At 71.0% G+C, this 24,296-nt stretch carries 22 protein-coding genes; 9 read left to right on the top strand and 13 right to left on the bottom strand.

The window, feature by feature from the left end:
• The first annotated feature begins 57 nt into the window (after positions 1-57).
• Positions 58-915, top strand: a complete 858-nt coding sequence (locus tag Dac01nite_RS07485; protein ID WP_203655334.1) for a L,D-transpeptidase — start codon at positions 58-60, stop codon at positions 913-915.
• Positions 916-945: 30 nt separating this feature from the next.
• Here the strand turns inward: Dac01nite_RS07485 and Dac01nite_RS07490 are convergent, their stop codons facing one another.
• On the bottom strand, positions 946-1,899 hold the full coding sequence (locus Dac01nite_RS07490) for an L-lactate dehydrogenase (protein WP_239066575.1): 954 nt from the start codon (positions 1,897-1,899) through the stop codon (positions 946-948).
• A 148-nt stretch (positions 1,900-2,047) separates the two neighbouring features.
• On the opposite strand from Dac01nite_RS07490, the gene Dac01nite_RS07495 reads away from it, so the two are divergent.
• Positions 2,048-3,451 carry a hypothetical protein gene (locus Dac01nite_RS07495; protein ID WP_203655336.1) on the top strand — a complete coding sequence of 468 codons (1,404 nt, stop codon included), beginning with the start codon at positions 2,048-2,050 and terminating at the stop codon, positions 3,449-3,451.
• Here Dac01nite_RS07495 and Dac01nite_RS07500 read toward each other — a convergent pair.
• Complete coding sequence (locus tag Dac01nite_RS07500; RefSeq protein ID WP_203655338.1) at positions 3,448-4,110, bottom strand: hypothetical protein; 663 nt, start codon at positions 4,108-4,110, stop codon at positions 3,448-3,450. The genes Dac01nite_RS07495 and Dac01nite_RS07500 overlap by 4 nt on opposite strands.
• Positions 4,111-4,164: 54 nt before the next feature.
• Entirely contained in the window at positions 4,165-6,522 is a 2,358-nt protein-coding gene (gene pcrA, locus Dac01nite_RS07505; protein WP_203655340.1) for a DNA helicase PcrA, read from the bottom strand.
• Between the two features lie 64 nt (positions 6,523-6,586).
• Between pcrA and Dac01nite_RS07510 the strand changes: the two genes are divergently transcribed.
• Positions 6,587-7,096, top strand: a complete 510-nt coding sequence (locus tag Dac01nite_RS07510; RefSeq protein ID WP_203655342.1) for a hypothetical protein — start codon at positions 6,587-6,589, stop codon at positions 7,094-7,096.
• A 4-nt stretch (positions 7,097-7,100) separates the two neighbouring features.
• On the opposite strand, the gene Dac01nite_RS07515 is transcribed toward Dac01nite_RS07510, so the two are convergent.
• From Dac01nite_RS07515 to Dac01nite_RS07535, 5 genes are all read right to left on the bottom strand, one after another.
• Entirely contained in the window at positions 7,101-7,505 is a 405-nt protein-coding gene (locus tag Dac01nite_RS07515) for a HEAT repeat domain-containing protein (RefSeq protein ID WP_203655344.1), read from the bottom strand.
• A 98-nt stretch (positions 7,506-7,603) separates the two neighbouring features.
• Positions 7,604-8,137, bottom strand: coding sequence for a hypothetical protein (locus Dac01nite_RS07520; RefSeq protein ID WP_203655346.1), 534 nt, complete (start codon positions 8,135-8,137; stop codon positions 7,604-7,606).
• Between the two features lie 87 nt (positions 8,138-8,224).
• Positions 8,225-9,676 carry a DEAD/DEAH box helicase gene (locus tag Dac01nite_RS07525; RefSeq protein WP_203655347.1) on the bottom strand — a complete coding sequence of 484 codons (1,452 nt, stop codon included), beginning with the start codon at positions 9,674-9,676 and terminating at the stop codon, positions 8,225-8,227.
• A gap of 264 nt (positions 9,677-9,940) precedes the next feature.
• Entirely contained in the window at positions 9,941-10,591 is a 651-nt protein-coding gene (locus tag Dac01nite_RS07530) for a response regulator (RefSeq protein ID WP_203655349.1), read from the bottom strand.
• Positions 10,588-11,610 carry a sensor histidine kinase gene (locus Dac01nite_RS07535; RefSeq protein WP_203655351.1) on the bottom strand — a complete coding sequence of 341 codons (1,023 nt, stop codon included), beginning with the start codon at positions 11,608-11,610 and terminating at the stop codon, positions 10,588-10,590. The genes Dac01nite_RS07530 and Dac01nite_RS07535 overlap by 4 nt, the downstream gene beginning before the upstream one ends.
• A gap of 181 nt (positions 11,611-11,791) precedes the next feature.
• Here Dac01nite_RS07535 and Dac01nite_RS07540 point away from each other — a divergent pair, with 181 nt between their 5' ends.
• From Dac01nite_RS07540 to Dac01nite_RS07550, 3 genes are read left to right on the top strand one after another with little or no spacing between them, the layout of a single operon-like run.
• Positions 11,792-13,537, top strand: coding sequence for a PspC domain-containing protein (locus Dac01nite_RS07540; protein ID WP_203655353.1), 1,746 nt, complete (start codon positions 11,792-11,794; stop codon positions 13,535-13,537).
• Positions 13,534-13,947 carry a hypothetical protein gene (locus Dac01nite_RS07545; RefSeq protein WP_203655355.1) on the top strand — a complete coding sequence of 138 codons (414 nt, stop codon included), beginning with the start codon at positions 13,534-13,536 and terminating at the stop codon, positions 13,945-13,947. Before Dac01nite_RS07540 ends, Dac01nite_RS07545 begins: the two co-directional genes overlap by 4 nt.
• A gap of 46 nt (positions 13,948-13,993) precedes the next feature.
• Positions 13,994-14,704 carry a hypothetical protein gene (locus Dac01nite_RS07550; RefSeq protein ID WP_203655357.1) on the top strand — a complete coding sequence of 237 codons (711 nt, stop codon included), beginning with the start codon at positions 13,994-13,996 and terminating at the stop codon, positions 14,702-14,704.
• A gap of 6 nt (positions 14,705-14,710) precedes the next feature.
• On the opposite strand, the gene guaA is transcribed toward Dac01nite_RS07550, so the two are convergent.
• The 5 genes from guaA to Dac01nite_RS07575 form a co-directional block, all read right to left on the bottom strand.
• On the bottom strand, positions 14,711-16,279 hold the full coding sequence (gene guaA, locus Dac01nite_RS07555) for a glutamine-hydrolyzing GMP synthase (RefSeq protein ID WP_203655359.1): 1,569 nt from the start codon (positions 16,277-16,279) through the stop codon (positions 14,711-14,713).
• Positions 16,276-16,659 carry a DUF3817 domain-containing protein gene (locus tag Dac01nite_RS07560; RefSeq protein WP_203655361.1) on the bottom strand — a complete coding sequence of 128 codons (384 nt, stop codon included), beginning with the start codon at positions 16,657-16,659 and terminating at the stop codon, positions 16,276-16,278. The genes guaA and Dac01nite_RS07560 overlap by 4 nt, the downstream gene beginning before the upstream one ends.
• Positions 16,656-17,402: an SURF1 family cytochrome oxidase biogenesis protein gene (locus Dac01nite_RS07565; RefSeq protein ID WP_203655363.1), complete on the bottom strand. Its 747-nt coding sequence runs from the start codon at positions 17,400-17,402 to the stop codon at positions 16,656-16,658. The genes Dac01nite_RS07560 and Dac01nite_RS07565 overlap by 4 nt, the downstream gene beginning before the upstream one ends.
• A gap of 29 nt (positions 17,403-17,431) precedes the next feature.
• Positions 17,432-18,640: a GGDEF domain-containing protein gene (locus Dac01nite_RS07570; RefSeq protein ID WP_203655365.1), complete on the bottom strand. Its 1,209-nt coding sequence runs from the start codon at positions 18,638-18,640 to the stop codon at positions 17,432-17,434.
• Positions 18,641-18,781: 141 nt separating this feature from the next.
• Positions 18,782-19,915, bottom strand: a complete 1,134-nt coding sequence (locus Dac01nite_RS07575) for a GGDEF domain-containing protein (protein ID WP_203655367.1) — start codon at positions 19,913-19,915, stop codon at positions 18,782-18,784.
• Positions 19,916-20,138: 223 nt separating this feature from the next.
• On the opposite strand from Dac01nite_RS07575, the gene pta reads away from it, so the two are divergent.
• From pta to Dac01nite_RS07590, 3 genes are all read left to right on the top strand, one after another.
• Complete coding sequence (gene pta / locus Dac01nite_RS07580) at positions 20,139-22,211, top strand: phosphate acetyltransferase (RefSeq protein WP_203655369.1); 2,073 nt, start codon at positions 20,139-20,141, stop codon at positions 22,209-22,211.
• A gap of 19 nt (positions 22,212-22,230) precedes the next feature.
• Positions 22,231-23,352, top strand: coding sequence for an acetate/propionate family kinase (locus Dac01nite_RS07585; protein WP_203656148.1), 1,122 nt, complete (start codon positions 22,231-22,233; stop codon positions 23,350-23,352).
• A 136-nt stretch (positions 23,353-23,488) separates the two neighbouring features.
• Positions 23,489-24,256: a phosphoketolase family protein gene (locus tag Dac01nite_RS07590; RefSeq protein ID WP_203655371.1), complete on the top strand. Its 768-nt coding sequence runs from the start codon at positions 23,489-23,491 to the stop codon at positions 24,254-24,256.
• Positions 24,257-24,296: the final 40 nt, after the last annotated feature.

Raw genomic sequence — 24,296 nt, forward strand, 5'->3', positions numbered from 1 at the left:
GGGCGGGACCGCCGTCAGCGGTCCCGCCCACGCGCGCGCTCCCACTAGCCTGTGCGAGTGACCTCGACCAGCCCACCGACCGCTCCCCGGCCCCGCCGCCGCGCGCTCGTCATCGCGGCAGTGGCCGTCGCGGCCGTCGCCGTCGCCGGCACGGTGCTCGCGATCGCTCTGAGCGGTGGCGATCCTGCCGCTCCGGCGACCGCCGCCGAGCCCACCTCCGCGATGCCCGCGCCCAGCGCGCACTCCGCAGCACCCAGCCCGAGCCCCAGCGCCACGGCGGGGGTCGCTCCCGGCGAGATCGTGGTCACGACCACCGGAGAGCCCATCCAGCTGTACGCGCGCGCTGGCGACGCCGAGCCGTCGGAGCAGCTCGAGGAGTGGTCGCTGTACGGCTCCCCCACCACCCTGCTGGGCTTCGACACGCAGGACGTCGACGGGAGCACGTGGATCGCGGTCGAGCTCGTGGGCGCTCCGAACCACCGTCGCGCGTGGGTGCGCGAGGCGGACGTCGAGGTCACGGCGACGGACGTCGCCATTCACGTCTATCTCGACGAGCGCGAGGTGGACCTCACGCGCGCCGGCGAGGTGGAGCTGACGACGCGAGCGGTCATCGGCGCCGACGAGTCCCCCACGCCTGTGGGGACCTTCTGGGTCACGGACCCACTGGACTTCAGCGCGAACGACAGCGGCGTGTACGGCGCGTACGCGCTGGGGCTCAACGGATTCTCGGAGACCCTCGAGGAGTTCAACGGCGGCCCGCCCCAGATCGCGGTCCACGGCACCAATCAGCCGGAGCTGCTGGGAGAGAACGTCTCCAATGGCTGCATCCGCGTGCCCAACGACGTCGCGATCGAGCTGGGGGCTCAGGCGCCCGTGGGCACCCCGGTGATCGTGCACCAGTCACGAGCCGCCTGACGCGGCACTGCGGGCCGCCGATGCGCGGGCTCAGACAGCGCCGAACCGCTGCGCCGTCTCCCGAATCGAGCGGGCGGACGCCTCGAGAGCCGCACGCTCGGTGGCGGACACCGGCACCTCGACCTGATGCTCGACGCCGTTGCGGCCCACGACGGCCGGCAGCGACATGCAGACCTCGCCGACCCCGGGATAGTCGATGAGCGTGGACACCGGCAGGACCCGCCGCTGGTCCCCCATGACAGCCTCGACGATGCGCGCACCCGCGGCGCCGATGGCGTAGTTGGTCGCACCCTTGCCCTCGATGATCGTGTAGGCGGAGCGCATCACGTCGTGATGGATGCGCTCGCGCACCTCGTCCGTCATCACCACCTCGCCGTCACGGCCCTTCCACTCGCTGAGCGGAAGCCCCCCGATGGTCGCTGACGACCACAGCGGAACCTCGGTGTCTCCGTGCTCCCCCGCGACATAGGCATGGACGTTGCCGATCGCGACGTCGCATTCGGCGGCGATCTGGTGCCGCAGGCGCGAGCTGTCCAGGACCGTGCCGGAGCCGAACATGCGGGCGGGGTCCATGCCCGACTTCTTGAGCGCGGCGTACGTCACCACATCCACGGGATTGGTGACGAGGATGTAGATCGCGTTCGGCGCCGCCTCGATCAGCGGCGGGATCACCTTGTCCATCAGACCGATGGTGGCGCCTGCCAGGTCCATCCGGGACTGGCCGGGCTGCTGCTTCGCCCCTGCCGTGATCACCACGACGTCCGAGCCCTCGACCACGCTCACATCGTCAGACCCGAGCACGGTCGCCTCGGGCATGAACTGCACGCCCTGGGCGAGGTCGAGGGCCTCCGCCTCGACCTTGGCCTTGTTGATGTCGTACAGCGCGACCGTGCGCGCGAAGCCGCGCATCAGCCCGGCGTAGGCGAGGGTGGCTCCCACCGCGCCCGCGCCGACGATGGACACCTTCGAGGTCTTGGCTTCCACGTGCTCCTCCAGTGATGACGACGACGCACTCAGCCTAGCGACGCTCACACCGGAGCGCGGGCCCGCGCCGCTCCCAGCGTGCCCGCGGGCCGGGCCCTAGGCTCAGCACTGGAGGACCGCGCATCCGCGCACGATCGAAGGGGACGGCATGCCGCGACAGACCAAGGCAGAGATCGAGGCCAGGCTCCACGAGCTCGAGGCGCAGAACGCACGGCTGCGCGCGGAGGTCGAGGAGGAGCGCGAGCGCGCCGCGAGCAGCGGGGCCGTCGCGGCTCCCGCCCCCGCGGCCGCCACGGAGCGGAGCTCACGCGGCCGAGCAGCCGTCGCGGTGACCCTGATCGTGGTCGGCGCGCTGCTCGCCCCGGTGGCGACCGTGGCCGCCTTCGGCGCGCGCCAGCTGAGCGACACCGACGCGTTCGTCGAGGAGCTTGCGCCCCTGGCGGACGATCCCGCGGTGCAGCAGCTCGTGATCGACGAGGCGAGCACGGCGATCGACGAGGCGATCGGCACCGATGCCCTGGTCGACAACCTGCTGGGCGCGCTGATCGACGAGGAGTCGCGGCCACGACTAGCGGCCGCGTCCGAGCGGCTGGGTCCGCTGCTCGCGGACCAAGCGCGCACCGCGACGCGCACGGCGGTCACCCGCGTGGTCGAGTCGGACGCCTTCCCGGCGATCTGGGAGCAGACCGTGCGCATCACGCACGCTCAGGCGGTGGGCGTGCTCGAGGCTGACAACGACGGCGCCGTCACGATCGATGACACCGGAGTGGTGGAGCTTCAGCTCGAGCCCATCATCGCCGCGCTCAAGCCCGCGCTCGTCGACGCCGGCTTCTCGCTCGCGAACTCGATCCCGGAGATCGACGCGACCATCGTGATCGCCGAGATTCCGCAGATCGCGCAGGTGCGGCTGGGATACTCCCTGCTCCTGACCGTGGGACTGGTGCTGCCGTGGGTCGCGATCGGCCTGCTGGTGGTGGGCGTGCTGGGCCACCCGCGCACGTCTCGCGGCGTCTTGCTCGGTGGCACGCTGCTGCTCGTGGAAGGCGCGCTGCTAGCCAGCGCGATCAGCATCGGCGGATCGGTGGTCGCGGCAGCTGTCGCGTCGCAGGTTCCCACGGCGGCGACGAACGTGGTCTACCGCGCCCTCACCGCAGAGGTCACGGCCGTCATGCTCGCCTACGTGCTCGCCGGCGTGATCGCCATCATCGCGGGCCTGCTGGCAGGGCCTGGCATCCTCGCCGTGCGCACCCGTGCGGCAGGGTCGCGCACCCTGGGCCGGGTGACGGGGTGGTTGGACCACCATGGCTGGCGCTCTCAGCGCGTTGCCGAGGCGCTGCGCCTGCATGCGTGGGTGCTCTGGGTGGTCCTCGCTGCGGCGTTCGTGATCCTCGCCGCGACCCTGCGCCCGCTGTCGCCTGGGGACGTGGTGCTCGGGGGAGCGGTGCTCGCGGTCCTCTCCGTCGTCTTCGCGATCCTTCGCGGCCCCGCGGAGCACCCGCGCGCGGAGGCACCGGCAACCGTCGCCGAGCCCGACCCGACCATCTCGATCTAGGACTCGCGGGCCGTCGGCAGGCAGATCGTCGCCGACGGCTCCGAGCCGTCGGCTCCGGCGGCGCGATCCGCATCGCTGGCCATGCCCTCGAGGAATGCGCCACCCTCGCGATCGATCTCGACCACGCCGTACAGGGTGACGTCGAGGCAGCCGTTCGAGCCGCCCCAGAGCTCACCGTCGAGGAGCCCGGTGTGCATCGTGGAGCCTTCGTCAGGCGCATCGGTGGCGACGTGGAAGTACACCGTCTGGCCATCGCAGCCGGTGGTGGTGGTCCCCACAGGCATCACGTCGACGCCTCCCGGCGCCAGGTCCCACTGACCGCAGTCCTGCTTGCCGACGATCACGTGACCCTCGATGCGTTCGACCGTGCCGTGCGGTGCCTCGCACCCCTCCGGCATGGACACCCGCATCACGACGTCGTCGCCCAGGGACACCTCCGTCCATCGAGACCACGGCAGAGCCGTGAGCGCGGGGCGATGCTCGAGCCCGCTCAGCGTCGCGTCGAAGTCGAGATCGAAGCACGCGTCGTGCTCCTCGGAGGTGAAGCGCTCGCTGAACTCGACGGGGGCCTCGGCCATCGTCGCCGCGGGCCACACCGGCAGTGCCAGCGCGACGCCCGCGGCGAGCGCCACGGTGCCACCTACCAGCCACCACTTCATCAGCTCCCCCTCGATGTCGGTGAGGGAACTGAAGGGCCGGGGTGGGCCTGAGCGCTAGAGCTTCTCGAGGGTGTTGAAGCGCAGCACCAGGCGTTTGACGCCCTCGGAGCCGAAGTCCACCTTCACCACGGCGTTGCGGCCAGCACCCTCGGTGCCCACCACCTTGCCCATCCCGAACTTGTCGCTGATGACCCGCTCGCCGGGCTCGAAGCCCACGTCCCCGCCGGCACCGCCAGGCGGCGACGGCGGCACGCGCCGCGAGGTGACCGCGCCCGCGCGCGAGTAGGTGTTGCCGTCCTCGCGGTCCTGCGATCCCCCGTAGCCCATGGAGGACCAGCTCGACGAGCCCCGGCGCTCGGTGCGCGCCCGCAGCGACGCCATCGACTGCTCGGAGCGCGTCCACTCGATCAGCTCCGCAGGGATCTCCTCGCAGAAGCGCGAGGCGGCGAAGTACTGGGGCGCGCCCCAGCTCGCGCGCATCTCTGCGCGTGTGAGGTAGAGCCGCTCGCGCGCGCGCGTGAGGCCCACGTACGCGAGCCGCCGCTCCTCCTCCATGTCCTTGGGCGAGCCGGACTCGATCGAGCGCATGTGCGGGAAGGTGCCGTCCTCGAGTCCGGTGAGGAACACCACCGGGAACTCGAGGCCCTTGGCCGTGTGGAGCGTCATGAGCGTGACCACGCCACCGCTGCCGTCGGCGTCCGGGAGCTGGTCCGCATCGGCGACGAGCGCGACCTTCTCCAGGAAGTCCGGAAGCGTGCCGTCGGGGTTCTCCTCGGAGAACTCCCGTCCCACGGACACCAGCTCCATGAGGTTCTCGACGCGGCTCGCGTCCTGAGGGTCGTCGGACGCGCGGTACGCGGCGAGCATCCCGGAGCGGTCCGCGATCGCGTCCAGCACCCCGGCCGGCCCGTTGTCCACGGCGAGCGCGCGCAGGTCGTCCATGAGTGCCACGAAGTCGTTGATCGCCCGCACCGCGCGCGCCTGCAGGCCGGCCTCCTCCGCGCGCCGCAGCGCGGCGCCGAAGCTCACTGGCGCATCGGCCGTGGTCAGCTCACGACGCAGCCGGTCGACTCCCTCGACCGCGGTGTCGCCGATGCCGCGCTTGGGGGTGTTGATGACGCGACGCATCGCCACGTCGTCTGCCTCGTTGACCACTGCGGCGAGGTACGCGAGCGCGTCCTTGATCTCCTTGCGCTCGTAGAAGCGGGTGCCGCCCACGACCTTGTACGGCACGTCCGCGCGCATGAACCGCTCCTCGATCGCCCGGGACTGAGCGTTGGCGCGATACATCACGGCGACGTCCGCGGGCGCGACGTCCTCCTCGCGGATCAGCCGGGCGATCTCGTCCGCGATGTACTTCGCCTCCTCCTGCTCGGTATCGCCGGAGAAGCCGCGGATGCGCTCGCCTGCGCCCGAGTCCGTCCAGAGGTTCTTGGGCGGGCGGCCGGTGTTGTTGGAGATTACCGCGTTGGCGGCGCTGAGGATGTTCTGGGTCGAGCGGTAGTTCTGCTCGAGACGGACGATGTGCGCGCGCGGGTAGTCCTTCTCGAACTCCAGGATGTTGCGGATGGTCGCGCCGCGGAACGCGTAGATGGACTGGTCCGCGTCGCCGACGACGGTGAGCTCGCCGGGCGGCAGGCTCGCGTCGCCCTCCGGCCCCACGAGCTCGCGCACCAGCACGTACTGCGCATGGTTGGTGTCCTGGTACTCGTCCACGAGCACGTGGCGGAAGCGCTCCCGGTAGCGGCAGGCGATGTCCTGGTTGTCCTGCAGCAGGCGCACGGTCTTGACGATGATGTCGTCGAAGTCCACGGCGTTGGCGGCCTCGAGGCGGCGCTGGTACTCGCCGTACGCCCGGCCTGCCGCGTGCTCGATCGAGAAGCGGCTGGCCATCTCCGTCGCGGCCAGCGCCGTGGCCGGATCGATCAGCTCGTCCTTGAAGGTGCCGATGCGGTTGAGGATGGCCTTCGCCGTGAACTTCTTGGGGTCGATGTCCAGCTCCTTCATGACCAGCTTCATGAGGTTCTGGGAGTCCGCCGTGTCGTAGATCGAGAAGGTCGACTTGAGACCGGCTGCCTCGTGGTCCGCGCGCAGGATCCGCACGCACGCGCTGTGGAACGTCGCGACCCACATGCGGCGCGCCTCGGGGCCCACGAGCGCCTCGACGCGCTCGCGCATCTCGCCCGCAGCCTTGTTGGTGAACGTGATCGCGAGGATCTCGTGCGGACGCGCCCGCCCGGTCTCGAGCAGGTGCGCGATGCGGTGCGTCAGCACGCGCGTCTTGCCGGAGCCGGCACCGGCGATGATCAGCAGGGCCTCGCCCTCATGCAGGACCGCCTCGGTCTGCGAAGGATTCAGTCCCTCCACCAGGGGCGAGTGGGGGGTGCCGGCGATATCGAAGAGCGCATCCATGACGCGGACGAGTCTAGGCGCTGGCGGTGACGCGCGGGGACGATCGCTGGCCTACAGTGCCGTCATGAGAACCGCGCTCGTGGCCGCGTCCGCCCTTCTGCTGGCGGCCTGCTCGTCGCCGCCGCAGGTCGACGCCTCCGGATGGATGCCGTCCGATGCGCGCGTCGAGTCCGTCGTGTGCGCGGACCTTCTGGAGGACTGGGCACCAGGCGCCGAGGACGCCCCCACCTCCTGCTGGACGTTCGGAGAGACGGACGGCCTCGAGGCGTCGTTCGGGGAGTTCGTGGAGGACCTCAGCGACCACCTGGGTGCCGAGCCGACGCACGACCCGGAGTGCATGGGTACCTCGAACGTCGCTCGCACGGTCATGTGTCGCGCGGAGTGGACGGACGGCGAACCCGTCGTGACGCTCAGCGCCGGCATGACTCTCCACGCCTTGGAGGAGGCAGTCGCGAACGGCGTCGACTACTCCGATCCCGACCAGGTGGTGCTGCATGAGCTCCTGGTGTGGGAGTCCGACGCCGCGTTCGCGGTCAACGGAGCCGGCGTGGGCTTCGGGGCTGCCGGCTCGTGATGCGTCAGGAGGCCTTCGCCGCCACTGCGCCGTAGCGCTCGAGCGCGGCCAGCGCTGCCTCCGCCGCCGCTCGCACGTCTGGATCCTCGTCGTACTTGGCCAGGCCCAGCAGCAGCCGCCAGATCTCACGGTCCGCGGGGGCGCGGTGGGCTGTCGCAAGGATCGCGAAGCTGCGCGCGACCGTGGCACGGACAGCGGGCCGCGAGTCCTTCGCAAGCTGCTTGAGCTCGGGAACCATCCGCACCAGATCACCGATGCGACGCTCGCGTTCCGCGGCCGTCTCGCCCGGTGTGGGGCCTGCAGGGCCGATGCGCGGGGCGGGCTGGGACGCCTGGTGGTGGCCCACCCAGAACGCCAGCGCGCGCAGCCGTGCGTCATCGCTCTCGTGGCGCATCGAGGCGCCTGCCATCGTCGTCATGCTTCCCGGGCGCTCACGCGGCGCCCGCTCCTGGAGCCTCAAGATACTCCGAATCGTCCCTTTGGCAACCCCTCGCCTGGTGCCGGTGCTCAGACCGCGGCTCGCGCGATCTCGGAGCGCCCGGCGAAGGCCGGCAGCACGTGCCTGCGCAGCGCGGTCAGGACCGTGACCGCGACCGGGGTCGGATCCACGCCCGCATGCACCGTCCACCGTGCATCGGCTCTCCCGGCGTCCAGCTCGCCCAGGCGTGCCGTGAGCCCGCCCGGCGCGGACGCGTCCTGCGCGTAGTACACGGTCGGGTCCGGGGAGTCCGGCAGCGCGGGTTCGCGCACGCGCCACTGCGTCCACGCCTCGCGGGGCACGGCGAACACGAGGACGTCGAAGCGGTGCGCGGTCACCGTGCTCCAGGCCATGGGCGCGAAGCCCACGCCCAGATGCCACACCGTGCTGGGATAGGTGAAGCGCTCGCCGTCCGACTCGAAGCCCCAGTCCTCGAGCACGGGAGTGACCTGGTCCGTGAGCATCGCTCGGTAGGTGCGGCGCGCAGTGTCCTGCGGGACGACCGGGGGCAGGGTGACCCGCAGTCGCCGCGCACCGTTCCGCTCACCGAAGCGCAGGCTCATACCTCAGATTCTGCACAATTCGGCCACGAGCCGCACCCGCTCGCGCATGATCGTCACTCGACGTTCACGCGCGAGGGTCCGGCGGGGTCAGCGAGAGCGGCGGCGCGAGCCGGCCGAGAACGCCGCGGCTCCCCCCGTGGAGCCGGCCGAGGACGCCGCACCGGCGCCGCCACGACGGCGCGCCGGCCTGTGCTGACCGTGCTCACCCTCAGGGCGGCGGTGGTCGGTCTGGGCGCCGGAGCGTCCACGGCCTCGACCGCGACCTTGACCCTGGCCCTGACCTGCGCCCTGCCCGGGACGCTGCGAGCGCGCGCGCCCCTGCCCCTGGCCGCGTGCAGGCGCGTCCTGCTCGGGAGCGGGCTTCACATAGGGAGCGGTCTCGCCCACGAGCTCCTTGACTGCGGGAGAGGTCGCGTTGACCTGCTGGGGCTGCACGTCGATCTTGGCGCGGCGCAGCAGCGCCTGCGCGTCGCGGCGCTGCTCGGGCAGCACGATCGTCACGACGTCGCCGGCGGAGCCGGCGCGGGCGGTGCGGCCCGAACGGTGGAGGTACGCCTTGTGCTCGGTGGGCGGGTCCACGTGGACCACGAGCTCGACGCCGTCCACGTGCACGCCACGCGCGGCCACATCGGTGGCGACCAGCACGCGCACGGAGCCGTCCGAGAACTTCGCGAGGTTCTGATCGCGCTTGTTCTGCGACAGGTTGCCCTGCAGGTCCACCGCGGGGATGCCCGCGGCGGTGAGCTGCTTGGCGGTGCGCTTGGCGTGGTGCTTGGTGCGCATGAAGAGGATGCGGCGACCGGTGCCCGAGGCGAGCGCCTGGACCAGGTCCTTCTTCGCGTCGGCGCCGCCCACGTTGAAGACGTGGTGCGTCATCGCGTCGACGGGGCTCTCTGCGCTGTCGACGGAGTGCGTGACGGGGTTGGACAGGAAGCGGCGCACCAGCTTGTCCACGCCGTTGTCGAGCGTTGCGCTGAACAGGAGGCGCTGGCCCTTCTCCGGGGTCGCGGTCATGATGCGCGTGACGCCGGGCAGGAAGCCCAGGTCCGCCATGTGGTCGGCCTCGTCCAGCACGGTGATCTCGATCGCGTCGAGCGAGAGGTGACCCTGCTTCATGAGGTCCTCGAGGCGGCCGGGGCAGGCCACCACGATGTCGGCACCGGCGCGCAGCGCCTGCTCCTGACGGTGCTGCTTCACGCCGCCGAAGATGGTGGTGGTCTTGAGGCCGTACGCCGCGGCGAGGGGGGCGATGACGGCGTCGATCTGCGTGGCGAGCTCACGGGTGGGGGCGAGCACCAGCGCACGGGGGCGGCCCGGCTTCGCACGACCGCCGCGGGCGCCCAGACGGGCGGCCATGGGAATCGAGAAGGCGAGCGTCTTCCCCGAGCCGGTGCGGCCGCGGCCCAGCACGTCGCGTCCGGCGAGCGTGTCGGGGAGCGTGTCGACCTGGATGGGGAACGCGTGGGTCTTGCCCTCGCGGTCGAGGACGTCGGTGATCTTGGCGGGCACGCCGAGCGCGCCGAAGGTGGTGTCTGACAAGTCAGGTTGCCTTTCAGGCAGGGCGCCGGTGCGTCACGCGGCTGGGCGCGACACAGACCGTGAGGTTCACGGCACCGGCGGTGGTGGCGAATCGCGGAGGTGTCCGCGTCCGTTCGCCGAAGAGAATTTCTACGAGCCGCACCCTGGGCACATGGCCGGGTCGCGGCGAGAAGTGGAAGCAATCTGCGACGCAGGAGGACCGGGGATGGTCCTGCAAGTACCACCACTGTAGCAGGCCCTTCGCGTGGCCCTCGCAGGGGCCTCCTAAACGATGCGTCGCTGGGCTGCCCAATGGGCGAGCTCGTGGCGGTTGGTGAGCTGCAGCTTGTGCAGCACCTTGCCCACGTGCGTCTCGACGGTCTTGATCGAGATGAACAGCTTCTCCCCCACCTCCCGATAGGTGTAGCCGCGCGCGATGAGCCGCATCACCTCCTGCTCGCGGGCGGTGAGCTTGTCGAGGTCCTCGTCCGCGGACGCGACCTCGCCGCCCGCCGCGCCGAACGCGTCGAGCACGAAGCCCGCGAGCCGCGGCGAGAAGACGGCGTCTCCCGAGGCGACCCTGCGCACCGCGTCGGACAGCTCAGCTCCCGAGATCGACTTCGTGACATAGCCGCGAGCGCCCGCACGGATCACGGACACCACGTCCTCCGCCGCGTCGGAGACGGACAGCGCGAGCACTCGGGTGCCCTCCACGCGACCCTTGAGATCCGCGAGCACGTCCAGGGCGCCGCCGCCCTGACCTCCTGGCAGATGCACGTCGAGGATCACCACCTCGGGACGATGCTCGAGCACCTCGGCGACGGCGGACTCGACGTCGCGCGCCTCGCCCACCACGTCGATGTCGGGGTCGAGCGACTCGCGCACACCCACTCTGATCACATCGTGGTCGTCCACGATCACCACTGTCACGCTCATCGCGAGCCTCCTCTGGGCATCATGATCCTCACCTCGGTGCGCGAGCCGGGTGCGCTGCGCACCTCCGCCTCGCCGCCGTGGCGCGCCACCCGCCCCATGATCGACTGTCGGATGCCGAGCCTGTCCAACGGGACGGCATCCGGGTCGAACCCGGGACCGGCATCGCGCACGAACACCTCGTACTCGGTCGCGGTCAGCTCCGCATAGACGGAGATGGGCTCCGCGCCGTGCCGGGCGGCGTTCGAGATCGCCTCCCGCGCGGCCTGCACCGCAGCCCACAGCCGCTCGTCCGTGGGGCTGTCGCCCACGCACACGGCGTCGATGGTCACGCCCTGGGCGTCCTCGACCTCCGCCACGGCATCCTTCACGGCGGTCGCCACCGACTCCTCGACGCTGGGGCGATCCTGGTAGAGGTACGAGCGCAGGTCGCGCTCCTGGGCGCGGGCCAGCCGCGACACGGCATCCGGATCGTCCGCCCGGGCGCGGATGAGCGTGAGCGTCTGGAGCACGGAGTCATGCAGGTGCGCGGCGATCTCCGCGCGCTCGTGCTCGCGGATGCGCTCGTTGCGCTCGATGCCCACCTGACGGATGAGCCTCAGCCACCACGGCGCGAGCAGCAGCGCGCCACCCAGCGCGACCACGATGGGCGTCACGATCGCGCGCACCACCATCGCATCGGTGTAGTCCCAGGCGGCGAACCACCACAGGGCGCCCACACCGAGGACGAGACCCACGAGCAGCCGCAGCCACGCGTCGCGGCGAAAGATCCCTGCGACGTCCAGGCGCCGAGCGTCCTGCCCGAACACTCCGTCGAGCGGGCTCCACACCAGGCCCAGGCCCGCGAGGTAGACCACGAGCGGGATGATCCACGCGGGGAGCTCGTCGAAGCCCCAACGGTCCAGAGCGATCACGGCGGCGACGATCAGCAGGGCGGCCCCGGCCAGCACGCGCCACACCACGGGCACTCCACGGCGGCGCGCGAGGGGATGCGCGACCGGACGCTGTGCCTGGGAGGTCATGGAGCAATCGTCACACAGCGCCCGCACGCGTGGGGGCGTCTGGGCCACATCTCAGGGTGCGCCCCGCGCACAGATCAGGGTCCCAATCAGGGTGGTACCTCATAGCGGAGGCCCTGCGCAGGAGCGGACACTGGAGGCCATACCGGCGTCTCGACGGCGCCACGACAGTGCGAGGAGAGCCATGACTGAGACACCGCAGCCCCCGAGGGAGGCCGCGTTCTTCACCACCATCCGAGGCTGGGGCTTGGCTCGCGGCACCAACGGTCTCGTGGGCGGCGTGGTCGAGGGGCTCGGTCAGCGCATCGGCATGGCGGCCGTCCCCGCGCGCCTGCTGACGGTTCTTGCGTGGCTCCTGCTGCCAGGACTCGTGATGCTGGGATACGCGGCCGCCTGGGGCCTGCTCCCGGATCGCCGCGGAAACATCATCATCCAGAACTTCGGCCGCGGCGTCACCAACGTGGGAGCGCTCCTGGGCATCGCGGTGCTCACGCTCTTCGGCTTCGGCGGCCTCGACGGCGGACCGCTGTTCGGCGTCTTCGGCTGGGGCGGGGATCCGTTCCCGTGGGACAACCTCGGCGACGGTGGCTTCCACCCGTTCCGCGCGGTCCTCGCTGTGCTCGCGGTGCTGATCCCGCTGGCGATCCTCGCGGGCCTCGTGGTGCTGGTCGTCTGGTTGGTTCGACGCTCCAAGAATCCACCCATGCCCGGCGCGCCTGCTCCCGGTGCGACGCCGCCACCGCCCGCCGCTCCTGCTGCGGACGGGGCACCCGCACCTGCGCCGCAGGGCGACGAGGCCTCCCGGGCCGATGCGGACGTCACCGAGTCGCAGAGCTCGCCGTCCGCACCGGTGGACGCGCCCTCGCAGGCCCCGGGGAACGCAGGGCTCGCGGCCGTGGGCGCGACCCCTGCGGCCACGGCAGTGCACACCCCTCAGCCGTGGGAGCCCGCGCTCCTCCCGGGCGACCCGCGTGCTGGCGCCGCTCCGTCGCGCGGTGCCGCTGCCGGCGCGCGCTACGTGGCCGGTGGGCCGGTGCCTCCCGCGCCGCCTGCGGCGGGGGCACCTGCGCAGGGGCCTCCGCCCGCATCGGCCGCGGCGCCGCCCGCGTACTACGGGCCGCCAGCGCCTCCGGCACCGCCACGTCCCCACGTGCCAGGTCCCGGCAAGGGGGGCTACCTGGGATTCCTGGGCGTGCTGATCCTGTCCGCGGCGATCGTCGCCGGACTGGACCGCGCCGGCGAGCTCGGCGTCCACCCGCTGCTCGCGTGGGGCGCATGCATCACCGTGGGACTGGGAGCGATCCTGGTGATCGTCGCTCTCGCCGGACGCAAGCTGGGCTTCCTGGGCTTCCTGTCGGTGGTCGCGGTCGTGCTGAGCCTGCTCCTCACCGCGAACGCCGAGGAACTTCGCCGCAGCTACGACTCGTCGTGGAGCTGGGACGGCAACGTCGACGTCACCATCAACGCTGCGCCGGAGCCCGCCCCGGAACCCACCGAGGTGCAGACGCCCATCGATCTGAGTGCGGAGCTCGCAAGCGAGTACGGCACCATCTACGCCGCAGGCAGCTGCACCACCCCGGTGTCCATGGAGCCCTGGGAGGAGGTCTCCCTCTGGGGCGATGACACCGCGACCATGCGGCTCGACATCGTGGCCGAGGACACCGCGATCGATCTCGATGCGGCCTACACCCACGTCGCGGTGCCGGCCGGCACCAGCATCGAGATCCTCGGCCTGGGCACCACCACGGTGATCTGGGAGAACCGCGACATCTCCTGCTACGACTGGTCGGAGGCCGACTGGGACGAGTTCGGGAATCCCGTGGACAGCGATCCCGTGCGCGTGATCAGCGCCACCAACGCCGACGACCCGGTGCTCACGATCACCGGACGCGACGGCACCGTCATCTACCTGGAGGAGGTCGCCTCATGACCACCGCACTCACTCTGCGCCGCCGTGCGGGCCAGCGCATCTCCGCAGCAGTCTGGGGACTGCTCGTGATGGGCTCGGGCGCTCTCATGATCGCCGCGCTGTCCGGCTACGACATCGACCTGCAGCTGGGGGCGATCATCGTGCTCGCGGCCGTGGGCGGATGGCTGCTCCTGTCAGCGGCGGTGTCGGGTCTTGGCCGTCGCAAGGAGATCGCTCGGGCCACCGCACCCACCGTCGAGGAGGCCGCACCGGCGCGCCCCGCGACGGCCACCGAGGACAGCGAGGGAGAGACCGCGCCACTCACCGCGGAGGACGACGAGGCCTCGCCGGTGGACGCGGACGCAGCGACCAGCGCCCAGGACCCCGACGAGCCCGATGACGCCCCGAACGAGCGGGACCGCGAGCGCTGACACGCTCGCGGGGAAGGCCCCTGCGCCGTGCCGCGTTGGTACGGGCATGACACCTCAACACCGCACCTTCGCTCGCTCCTGGTGGGCCGTCCCGACGGCCGCTGCGCTGATCCTGACCGGATGCTCCGGCGACGCGGACGGCGACGGCGACCCCACCGCGACGGTCGCCCCCACTGCGGACGAGACCTCCACCCCGACCAGCGTGCCCTCGCCGGACCCCGACGTCGACTCCTCGGGCGACCCGACGGCCGGCGCGCAGGATGCGGAGGGCATGGCGTCCGTGGGCACGGCGGTGGCGACCATCGCGATCGAGCTGCCCGAGGACTGGCAGTACGAGGGCACCTACGGCGACGGAACCCGTCCCTACGCCGTGCTCGTCGACGCCTCCCAGCCGTTCGACCTGTCAGAGCCCGGCTCGGACGCGTACCGCGACTCCGTGTGGGTGCACGTCGAGACCTACCGAGTCGGCGAGGAGACGCCGTACGGAGGCCCGGCGCCGGAGGACGCCAGCCAGCTCGCCTCACTGCTGGAGGAGGGCCGCGGCGGCGACGCCGCAGTGATCGATGGCCGTGACGTGCCGCTGGTGCACCTGGTCACCGAGGACGAGGAGGGACGTCGAGCGGACGAGCTGTTCGCTCTTCACGGCGACGTCTGGATCCTCGCGCGCCCCTCAAACGTGGACGTGGACGGCTACGTCGACGGCTCAGCCGAGGGCGACGTGCTGCACACGATCCTCGAGAGCTCCGAGATCAAGTAGCCGGGTTCACTCCCACTCGATGGTGCCCGGCGGCTTGCTCGTCACATCGAGCACCACGCGGTTGACCTCGGCCACCTCGTTGGTGATGCGGTTGCTGATGTGGGCGAGCGTCTCGTAGGGCACGCGCGTCCAGTCAGCGGTCATGGCGTCCTCGGAGGACACCGGTCGCAGCACCACGGGGTGGCCGTACGTGCGGCCGTCGCCCTGCACGCCCACGGAGCGCACATCCGCGAGCAGCACCACGGGGCACTGCCAGATGTCGCGGTCGAGTCCCGCCTTGGTGAGCTCGTCACGTGCGATGGCGTCCGCACGGCGCAGGATCTCGAGGCGCTCCTCCGTGACGGCGCCGATGATGCGGATGCCCAGCCCGGGCCCAGGGAAGGGCTGGCGCCACACCATGTCCTCCGGCAGGCCCAGCTCTGCGCCCACGGCGCGCACCTCGTCCTTAAAGAGGGTGCGCAGCGGCTCGACGAGCTCGAACTCGAGGTCCTCCGGCAGTCCCCCGACGTTGTGGTGACTCTTGATGTTGGCTGCGCCCTCGCCGCCGCCTGACTCGACCACGTCGGGGTACAGCGTCCCCTGCACCAGGAACCTCACCGGCTCGCCCTCGGGCGCGGCCGCGACGATGTCCCGCTCGGCCGCCTCGAACGCGCGGATGAACTCGCGGCCGATGATCTTGCGCTTGGTCTCAGGATCGGTGACGCCGTCGAGCGCCTCGAGGAAGCGCTCGCGCTCGTCTGCGACCACCAGCCTCACGCCGGTGGCGGCGACGTAGTCCCGCTCGACCTGCTCCGCCTCGCCCTCGCGCAGCAGCCCGTGATCCACGAACACGCACGTGAGCTGGTCGCCGACGGCCTTCTGGACGATCGCGGCCGCGACCGCTGAGTCCACGCCTCCGGACAACCCGCAGATCACGCGGGCGGAGCCCACCTGGGCGCGGATGCGCTCGACCTGCTCGTCGATGACGTTGGCGCTGGTCCAGTCGGGCTGGATGCCGGCCACGTTGTAGAGGAAGTTCTCGATCGCCGCCTGACCCAGGGGCGAGTGCTTGACCTCGGGATGCCACTGCACGCCGCACATGCGCGCCTCGAGATTCTCGAAGGCAGCGACGGGGGCTCCCTCGGTGGTGGCGAGCACGGTGAATCCCTCGGGCGCGGACTGCACGGAGTCGCCGTGGCTCATCCACACCTCCTGGACGCCCGGGCTGCCCGCGAGCGCCGTGCCCGGCTCGGACACCGTCGCCTGCGTGCGGCCGTACTCGCGCAGCCCGGTCTGCGCGACGGTGCCGCCCATCGCCTGCGCCATGGCCTGGAAGCCGTAGCAGATGCCCATCACGGGGACCCCTGCCTCGAACAGCGCCGGGTCGATCGAGGGCGCCCCATCCGCGTAGACCGAGGACGGACCGCCGGACAGGATCACGCCCGCGGGGTCCTTCGCGAGCATGTCTGCCGCGCTCATCGAGTGGGGGACGATCTCGCTGTAGACGTTCGCCTCGCGCACCCGCCGCGCGATCAGCTGGGCGTACTGGGCGCCGAAGTCGACGACGAGGACGGGACGATGCTGGGTGGGGCTCATGCGCGCTCCTCCTGGGCGGGTCGCAGCTCGCGGGTGACGCGGCGCTCGATGAAGAAGGACAGCAGCGGCACGATGCCGCCGAAGAACATGGTCGCGAGTCGCCCGTAGCCCCACTTGGCCTGCAGCCACAGCTGCACCACGGTCACGAGGTAGACGATGTACACGAACCCGTGGACCTGCGCGAGGATGCCGAAGGCCTCCTCGACCTCCTCGGTGCGCTCGAACAGGCCCACGTATCGCAGCATCCCCAGGAACACGACGATGAGCAGCACGCCGGTGATGATCGCCATCACGCGGTAGCGCAGCAGCGCACCGGGGGTGACGGCCGATGCGCGGGTCGCCTCCGCGGACTCGGCTGGGGTGGCTGCGGGGTCCGTCACGAGGGTCCTCCCTGGGGATCTTCCGGGGCGTCGGGCGAAGCCGCCCGGGGCCGTGCGCGTCCATTGTCCCGTATCCAGCGTCCCGCGATGAACACGAAGAAGGCGCCGAACAGCCACCACTCGATCGCGTAGGTGAGAGAGCGGAAGTCGAGCGACCGCTCCGCGTCGGGAAGCGGGAGCCCGGTCAGCCCGGGTTCGGGCTCGGTCGCCGTCAGCAGAGCGGAGTACAGCGGGCTCTCCCACTGCTGGGCGAGCACCGCGGGCGACAGCCCCGACGCCCAGAACGTGCCCTCGGGCGGCGCGGCCTCCGGCCCCGGTGCGGGAGCGGCGCCCTCCGCCGAGCGCAGGTGCCCCTCGACACGGTCCGCGTCGGGCTCGGCCGCGTCGAATCCCTCGACGTCCTCCGGGGCGAGCCAGCCCACGACCACGGGAAGGGTCGCCGTCTCCCCGGTGCCCGTCGCGTCGGCGCCGACGCGGAAGGCACGCACCACCAGCACCGCGGGTTCGCCCTCGACCTCACGATCGGGGATCAGCGCGACGTCCGCATCGGCCCACGCGCCATCCGCCCACACGTCGCGGCCGATGCCGCTCGCTCCCGTCGCGGGGGCGATGAGATCCGCGATGGGCACGGCCGGATCGGGCTGGCGCACCTCGCCCTGCTCCGAGGCGCGGGTCCACTGCCACCATCCCAGCGCTCCGCAGACGGCCACGGCGCCCGCCGCGAGGATCGCCGCTGGGATCACGTGACCCCAGCGAACGGGACCGCGTGCGGTCATGAAGCGCGACGGCGGGGCTTGGGCGGTGCGGTCTCGCTCTCGGAGGCGACCGCGGGCGCTGCGGACGGCTCCACCGCACGGGTGACGCACACCCGATCGCGGCCGGCGGCCTTGGCCTCGTACAGCGCGTCGTCCGCGCGCCGGATCGCGTGATGCGGGGTGCCGGCGTAGTCGCCGGCGGTCAGTCCGATGGACACCGTGATGGCGTGCTCGTGATCGCCGCAGGAGATGGACGTCGAGCCCACCCGGGAGCGCACCCGCTCCATCATGATGGTCGCGTCGCCGAGGCTCGCGTCCGGCAGCACGAAGATGAACTCCTCACCGCCCCAGCGTCCCACAGAATCGCTCACCCTCAGGCTCGTGCGCAGCCGGGTTCCCACCTCTGCGAGAACCGCGTCGCCGCACGCGTGGCCGTGCGCATCGTTGATCGCCTTGAAGTGGTCCAGGTCCGCCAGGGCGAGGCAGTACTCGTCGCCGCCCGCCTGCGAGAGCACCTCCAGGCGCTCCATCACGGGGCGCCGAGTCGCGAGGCCCGTGAGAGCGTCCGTGTTGGCCAGGTACTCGGCTCGCGCGGCGCTCTCGGACGCGTCAGCCTGCGCCTTCTCCGCGCGATAGTGGCTGTACGCGGCGAGGATGAAGAGCATGCTCGCCACCAGCAGCGCGTTGACGGACAGCATGGTGTTGAGGATCACGTCCGCCATCTGGACCACGGCGCCGGACGCGGGCATCGTTAACTGCGCAAGAAGGAAGGCCGCGAGCGCGACTGCGGCGAAGATCCAGCGCAACGGACGCTGGCGCTGGGTGAACACCATGAAGACCAGCTGTGCCGCCAGCAGCAGGTACAGGTGCAGGCCGGCCTCCCAGCCCACCCAGGCGGTGGAGATCAGCAGCTGCGCGATCGCCGCGCACAGCAATGCGAGGGCCGCGGCGAGCTGGCGCCCCAGGCGTGCGAGCAGCAGCATGCCCAGGTACGCGACGCAGAACGCGGCGTTGAGAGCGACGAGCCCACGGAAGGCCTCGAAGTCGTAGGTCGCGAAGAACGCGGTGTAGGACAGGGTGATGATGAGCCCGAAGACGGCGATCGCATGCGTCGTGGAGACCGCTCGCCCGGCCTCGCCGCCCAGCCTGCCGACACGTCGATCGAGCACGCGTCCGACGATGTCGCTCAGCTGGCGCCCATTCACGCTCGCGTCTTCCGCCCCCATGGATCTCCTCCCCCGAGAGGTGTCACGTTCGGCGCCCCTGACGCCGGGCGCGCCTGCGCTCCCACAGGGCTCAGCCTACCGATCGCGGCGCACCCGCTCAGCCGTCCGAGGCCGATGCGACCGACGGCCCGCGTGCACCCGTCACGCCCGGCGCACGCCCACCAGGGTGGCTCCGACCACCAGGTTGCGGCCCGAGGCCTTGGCCTCGTAGAGCTTCGCGTCCGCGAGCCGGAGCACCTCGTCCTTGCTCGTGAAGCGAGGCGCGTGCGCGACGCCCACCGACATGGTGACGTTCTCGAGGACTCCCTCTGCCCCATACTCCTTCTCGATGGCCGTGCGCGCGCGCTCCATGTGCTCGACGGCCTCGTCGAGCGCCATTCCCGGCAGCACCACGAGGAACTCCTCACCGCCCCAGCGAGCCACCGTGCCGCGCTCGCCCACCGCCTCGACGAGCGTGCGCGCGACGTTGGAGAGCACCACGTCGCCAGCACCGTGACCCAGGCGATCGTTGATGCGCTTGAAGCGGTCGAGATCGGCGAGCGCCACGCTGTAGTGGCCGTCCCGCGCCGTCTGGGACAGGACCGGTGACACTCCACGTCGGTTGAAGACCTCGGTGAGCGAGTCGGTGCGGGCCGCGACCTCCGCCTCGGCGAGCAGGCGCACGTTGCGGCGTCGCTCGCGCACGAAGAAGTAGTTGTTGAACCACGCCAGCACGGACAGGATCATGACGACCACGACGACGTTCGAGACCGCGAGCACCCTCAGCTCCGGCGTACCCATGTCCACCTGGCCGCTGTCGAACGCTGCTCCGCCATAGGTCCACACCAGTGCGAGCGTCGCGACGATGGTCAGCGCGAGCCCGCCCCACCACTCCGGCGGCGTGAAGATCACGAAGGCGAGCGCGCCCACCGTGAGCAGCGGGAGCTGGAAGCCCGCGTCCACGGAGAACACCGATGCGAGATACGTGAACTGCGCGATGGGCACCAGCAGGCCGCTGACCGCTGCGGACAGGTACAGCTGGCGGCGGTTGAGGTCCACGCAGATGACCCAGATGCAGACCATCGCCAGGTGCGTGAGCCCGGGGGCCAGGGTCACAGGCGGGTCCGCCAGGGCGATGATGAGCGCCCAGGGAAGGCTGACGACCGCCGCGATCAGGAAGAACCGGTTGGCTGCCATGACCGAGCGCGCGCGCATGCGGTCCAAGGGCGTGACGCCGGCGTTGACCACCCCGACGAGAGCGCGCGCGAACGGCCCACGGGCACGGTTCTTGGTCATGGCGCTGCCTCGGACGTCGGCGGTCACAGTTGCGGGAGGCCGCGGGTGAGGCCGGCACTCCCCCACGGCACCACTCCCTGATCGTCGGGAGTTCCCTGAGTCTAGGCGAGGGGCCAGACGCGCGGAATGGACTGTGGCGCGCTCCACATGCACGGATGTCTCCAATTGCGGCCGGGACCTGGGTCGCAGGCGCGGCGATGCTGCGCATGGGAGGATGGTGGTCGTGGCACGAAGCATCTACATCACCTCCGCGGAGGGCGACAGCGGCAAGTCGACGGTGGCATTGGGCGTGACGGCCCTGCTCACGCGGACCGTGGGCCGCGTGGGCGTGTTCCGACCGGTGGCCCGTGTGTCCGATGGCTCCGACTACGTCCTGGACCTCCTGCTGGGCCACGACGGCGTGGACCTCTCGTACGAGGATGCCGTGGGCGTGACCTACGAGGACGTCCACAGCGATCCCGAGCGTGCGCTCGCGACCATCGTGTCCCGGTTCCACGAGGTGGAGCGCAGGTGTGACGCCGTCGTGATCGTGGGCACCGACTACACCGACGTGTCCGGAGCGGCGGAGTTCGAGTTCAACGCGCGCATCGCCGCCAACCTCGGCGCACCTGTCGCCCTGGTGGTGCATGGCCAGAGCCGCACGCCCGCGGAGATCGCACAGGTCGTGGGCCGAGCGCGCCTCGAGCTGGAGGACCATCACGCCAAGGTGGCGGCAGTGTTCGCGAACCGCTGCGATCCCGCGCAGCTCGACGAGATCAACGCGGTGCTCCCGGACGATGTGGGCGTGGGTGCGCTCCCTGCGGACCCGGTTCTCGAGGCGCCGCTGCTGTCCGCTCTCGTCGAGGCAGTCGACGGCACGGTGGTCGCCGGCGACACGGCGCTCCTCAATCGCGAGGTCCGCGACCTCATCGTGGGCGCGATGATGCCCGAGCACCTCTTGGAGCGCCTCGCGGAGGGCGCGGTGGTCATCACGCCCGGCGACCGCGCGGACACGCTCCTCGCCCTGCTCGCGGCGCATGCCGCGGACGGCTTCCCCAAGCTCTCCGGCATCATCCTCAACGGCGGGTTCCGCTCGTCCGAGCCGATCGCCCGGCTGGTCGAGGGGCTCGGGAGCGCACTGCCCATCGTCTCGACACCGCTCGATACCTACGAGACCGCACGCGCGTGCGCGAAGACCCGTGGACGTCTGGCCCGCGAGTCGAGCCTCAAGGTCGACACCGCGCTCAGCATGTTCGATCGCCACGTGGACGTCGTCGCCCTCACGCGCGCGCTCGACGTCGCCCGCACGGACGTGATCACGCCCCTGATGTTCGAGTACGACCTGCTGGACCGCGCGCGCGCCAGCCGCCAGCACATCGTGCTGCCCGAGGGCTCCGACGACCGCATCCTGCGCGCCGCCTCCACGCTGCTCACCCGCGACGTCGTGGATCTGACCATCCTCGGCTCCGAGCCCGCGATCCGCGGCCGCGCCGCAGAGCTGGGGCTCGAGATCGATGCGGCGCGCATCGTCTCCCCCAGCGACCGCGAGCTCGTCGAGCGCTTCGCGGAGACCTACGCAGAGCTGCGAGCACACAAGGGGATGACCGTCGAGCAGGCGCACGAGGTGGTCCAGGACGTCAGCTTCTTCGGCACCATGATGGTCCAGGCGGGCCTCGCGGACGGCATGGTGTCGGGCGCAGCGCACACCACGGCGCACACGATCACGCCGTCCTTCCAGGTCATCAAGACCACACCGGGCGTCTCGATCGTGTCCTCGGTGTTCTTCATGTGCCTCGCGGACCGCGTCCTGGTGTACGGCGACTGCGCCGTCAACCCCGATCCCACCGCGGAGCAGCTCGCGGACATCGCGATCTCCTCTGCGGAGACCGCGTTGCAGTTCCACATCGAGCCTCGGATCGCGATGTTGTCCTACTCGACGGGCGCCTCCGGCAGCGGCTCCGACGTCGACAAGGTCAGGGAGGCCACCCGGCTGGTGCGCGAGCGCCGGCCCGACCTCGTGGTGGACGGACCGATGCAGTACGACGCCGCCGTGGAGCCATCAGTGGCCGCCTCGAAGGCACCGGACTCGCCCGTCGCGGGTCAGGCCACCGTGCTGGTGTTCCCGGATCTCAACACCGGCAACAACACCTACAAGGCCGTGCAGCGGTCGGCGGGCGCCGTCGCCGTGGGCCCGGTGCTCCAGGGGCTGCGCAAGCCCGTCAACGACCTGTCCCGCGGAGCGCTCGTCCAGGACATCGTCAACACCGTCGCCATCACCGCGATCCAGGCACAGAGCCTGGAGACCCAGGAGGACTGAACACGTGAGCGTGAACTACGTGGGACTCGCGCTGGTCCTCAACTGCGGCTCCAGCTCGGTGAAGTACCAGGTGGTGGACACCACCCAGGACGAGCCGCTGGCCTCCGGGCTCATCGAGCGGGTCACTCACCACGGCGACGCGATCCGCGCCATCATCTCTCAGCTCTCGGAGCCGGGATCCGGGGTCGACCTCGAGAGGCTCACGGTCGTGGGCCACCGGGTCCTCCATGGTGGCGAGGAGTTCTCCGGTCCTACCGTGGTGAACGACTCCGTGGAGAAGCACATCGCGATGCTCTCGCCGCTTGGTCCACTTCACATACCGGCGAACCTCGCCGGCATCAGCTCCGCTCGCGCCGCCTTCCCTCACCTGCCGCACGTCGCGGTCTTCGACACCGCCTTTCACGCCACGCTGCCGGAGGCGGCGTACACGTACGCGATCGACCGTCGCGTCGCGCACGAGCACGGCGTGCGCCGCTACGGGTTCCATGGCACCTCGCACAGCTACGTGTCGCGTGAGACCGCGCGCCTCATGGACCGTCCCATCGAGGATGTCTCGATGATCGTGCTGCACCTGGGCAACGGCGCCTCCGCGTGCGCCATCCAGGGGGGTCGCTCGGTGGACACGTCGATGGGCCTGACGCCGCTCGAGGGCCTCGTGATGGGGACCCGATCCGGGGACATCGACCCGGCCGTCACGCTGCACCTGGCACGCACGGCCGGCATGACCATCGACGAGGTCGACGCCCTGCTCAACCGACAGTCGGGGATGCTGGGGCTCACCGGGTACTCGGACATGCGCGACGTCCGCTCCGCCGCCGATAGCGGATCCCGCGACGCCCAGGTGGGCCTGGAGGTCTACTGCCGGCGGATCCGCGGGTACGTGGGCCAGTACTTCGCGCAGCTGGGCGCCCTCGACGCGATCACCTTCACGGCGGGCGTCGGAGAAAACGACGACGCCGTGCGCCTGTCGTCGCTCTCGGGCCTCGAGGCGCTGGGGATCGTCATGGATCCGGAGCGCAACTCCGGCCGCAAGAAGCAGGCGACTCTGGTGAGCGCGGACGACTCGGCCGTCCAGGTGTGGGTCGTGCCCACGAATGAGGAACGCGAGATAGCGCTGCAGTCCATCGCTGCCGTGTCCTGATCGTCCGCTTTTGCCCGCGCGTGCGGGAGGTGTGGCCAATGCCACAGCGTCGTGGCCCGCCAGGCCTCCACGCCGCACTTATCGTTTCAGGGCAGCGCCTCGAACCGAGGCCCCAACCCTGAGGACGCCCGCCACAGTGATCGATGTCACCACCTGGACCGCGCACGCGACACGCGAGCCCTCCGAGCAGTTCCTGACCGCGATCGACCGGAAGTGGCGCGAGAGGCTCGCGACGACGTCGCGCACCTGCCCGTGGCGTTCCCAGCTCCTCCACTCTCTGGTGCTGCTTCACGTGGACCGCGCGACGCACAAGCGGCGCCTCCGCACCCACTACTTCGCGGCCGGCGAGTGCGGCGCGAAGGATCACGGCTTCACCCCGATGTCAGCACTCATCCCTGGCGACATGTACGGCCCGGAGTCGCTGCACGCGTTCCACACGGGCGAACACTCCGCGCTCGCCGCGGCCATCGTCGCCGCCAAGCAGGATCCGCACCTCGTCGCGACCACGGTGATCACAGAGCCGCAGTTCACGGCGATCGACACGTTCGACGACCACTCGGGAGCCCAGCTGCGTCCCGAGTCGCACGGCGCCGTCGTGCCGTTCCTGTACGCGGCCGCCGGCGAGGACGTCGAGGACGCCTTCGAGCGAGAGGACCTGCTGCGCGCGAACGGCTACTCGACCTACACCGTGGATGCGACCACGATGGGCGAGGATCCCATCGCGCTGCACCGCAACCTCGCGGCGCTCATGGAGGACGTGTTCGACGAGATCGCCCAGCTCAAGGCGGACGGTGCGGCGCGCATCCTGTCCCGGGACCCGCTGTGGCCGCTCGTCATCGTCAAGGCCCCCGCCGAGTGGAACCCGGCGCCCGCATCGGCTCGCCTCGACAGCGAGCGCCGCTAGGCCGCGTCACCGCTCGCAGCGCACGCGACTACCCTTGATG

The organism is Demequina activiva (assembly GCF_016862815.1).
In the GTDB taxonomy this organism is placed as follows: Bacteria; Actinomycetota; Actinomycetes; order Actinomycetales; family Demequinaceae; genus Demequina; species Demequina activiva.

Bases quoted from the DNA above. Each gene is read 5' to 3' on its own strand.
- Dac01nite_RS07495 (WP_203655336.1), top strand. From the start codon at position 2,048: ATGCCGCGACAGACCAAGGCAGAGATCGAGGCCAGGCTCCACGAGCTC.
- Dac01nite_RS07500 (WP_203655338.1), bottom strand. From the start codon at position 4,110: ATGAAGTGGTGGCTGGTAGGTGGCACCGTGGCGCTCGCCGCGGGCGTC.
- pcrA (WP_203655340.1), bottom strand. From the start codon at position 6,522: ATGGATGCGCTCTTCGATATCGCCGGCACCCCCCACTCGCCCCTGGTG.
- Dac01nite_RS07510 (WP_203655342.1), top strand. From the start codon at position 6,587: ATGAGAACCGCGCTCGTGGCCGCGTCCGCCCTTCTGCTGGCGGCCTGC.
- Dac01nite_RS07515 (WP_203655344.1), bottom strand. From the start codon at position 7,505: ATGGCAGGCGCCTCGATGCGCCACGAGAGCGATGACGCACGGCTGCGC.
- Dac01nite_RS07520 (WP_203655346.1), bottom strand. From the start codon at position 8,137: ATGAGCCTGCGCTTCGGTGAGCGGAACGGTGCGCGGCGACTGCGGGTC.
- Dac01nite_RS07530 (WP_203655349.1), bottom strand. From the start codon at position 10,591: ATGAGCGTGACAGTGGTGATCGTGGACGACCACGATGTGATCAGAGTG.
- Dac01nite_RS07535 (WP_203655351.1), bottom strand. From the start codon at position 11,610: ATGACCTCCCAGGCACAGCGTCCGGTCGCGCATCCCCTCGCGCGCCGC.
- Dac01nite_RS07540 (WP_203655353.1), top strand. From the start codon at position 11,792: ATGACTGAGACACCGCAGCCCCCGAGGGAGGCCGCGTTCTTCACCACC.
- Dac01nite_RS07545 (WP_203655355.1), top strand. From the start codon at position 13,534: ATGACCACCGCACTCACTCTGCGCCGCCGTGCGGGCCAGCGCATCTCC.
- Dac01nite_RS07550 (WP_203655357.1), top strand. From the start codon at position 13,994: ATGACACCTCAACACCGCACCTTCGCTCGCTCCTGGTGGGCCGTCCCG.
- guaA (WP_203655359.1), bottom strand. From the start codon at position 16,279: ATGAGCCCCACCCAGCATCGTCCCGTCCTCGTCGTCGACTTCGGCGCC.
- Dac01nite_RS07570 (WP_203655365.1), bottom strand. From the start codon at position 18,640: ATGGGGGCGGAAGACGCGAGCGTGAATGGGCGCCAGCTGAGCGACATC.
- Dac01nite_RS07575 (WP_203655367.1), bottom strand. From the start codon at position 19,915: ATGACCAAGAACCGTGCCCGTGGGCCGTTCGCGCGCGCTCTCGTCGGG.